Source organism: Mesorhizobium sp. M2A.F.Ca.ET.067.02.1.1 (genome assembly GCF_004023285.1).
Lineage (GTDB): Bacteria > Pseudomonadota > Alphaproteobacteria > Rhizobiales > Rhizobiaceae > Mesorhizobium.
Window position 1 is genome coordinate 1 of record NZ_RZSB01001163.1, and the last position, 1,186, is coordinate 1,186.

The 1,186-nt window shown below is 66.8% G+C and carries 1 pseudogene; it reads right to left on the reverse strand.

Features of this window, described 5'->3' with window-relative positions:
- Positions 1-1,186 (reverse strand): annotated as a pseudogene (locus EOA28_RS36390) (kinesin); the annotation flags it as partial.

A 1,186-nucleotide genomic window follows, 5' to 3' on the forward strand; every position in this document is an offset into this window, starting at 1 on the left:
GCCCTGGCAAGCAGCGCGGCGGAGGTCTGCTCGGCGCGTTCGGCGATCTTGCGATCGGCGTTGCTGAAGGCCGCACCGGCCTGCTCATGCAGGGTGCTGGTGACTTCCATGACCTTGTCGCGCAACGCGCCCGCCACGAACACCGCGGTCTTCTCCAGCACGCCGCGCACATTGTCGACACCGGTCGACAGCGCTCGCTCCATGGTGCTGGCGCGTTCTTCGATGACACCGGTCTGGCGGCTGAAGGCCTGCTCGATCTTCTCGACATCGGCGGCGATCGCTGCCGAAATGTCGCTGCTCCGCGCGGCGATCTGGTCGATATGGCCGGAGACCGAACGGTCGACGTCCTTGCGCGTATCGGCGAGCTTGGCGAGATCGTCCTCCAAGGCGCGGGCCAGCATGTCGCGGCCTTCTGACAGCTTGCCGACATGGCCGGCGATGACGTCGTCGATCTCGGATCGGCTTTCGGTCAGCTTCTGGAGGTCGGCTTCGAGGGCGCGCCTAAGGATATCGCGGCCCTCGGCGAGCTTCTCGACCTGGCCGGCGACAAGACCGTCGATCGAGGCGCGGCTTTCGGCCAGCTTGGCGAGATCGGCTTCAAGGGCGCGCGTGAGGATATCGCGGCCTTCGGAGAGCTTCTCAACCTGGCCAGCGACGAGGCCGTCGATGCCGGCACGGCTTTCGGCCAGCTTGGCAAGGTCCGCTTCAAGGGCGCGCGTGAGAATATCGCGGCCTTCGGCGAGCTTTTCGACCTGGCCGGCGACAAGGCCGTCGATCGAGGCGCGGCTCTCGGCGAGCTTGGCAAGGTCGGCTTCGAGTGCCCGCTTGAGGATGTCGCGGCCTTCCGCCAGCTTCTCGACCTGGCCGGCGACCAGACCGTCGATGCTGGAGCGGCTCTCGGCGAGCTTGGTGAGGTCGTCCTCCAGCGCCTTGGACAGCGTCGCGCGGTTCTGCGACAACTGGTCGGCATGGGTCTGCATGAGGCCGCTGGCATTGGCCATATCGACGTCGAGCGCGCGCGAGAGTTCGGCGCGATGGCCGGTGATCTTCTGCGAATGATCGACGATCGCGCCCTGGATCGTGTTGAGATCGGCTTCCAGCGCGCGCTTGAGGATATCGCGGCCTTCGGCCAGCTTCTCGACCTGGCCGGCGACCAGCCCGTCGATGCTGGAGCGGCTCTCCGCCA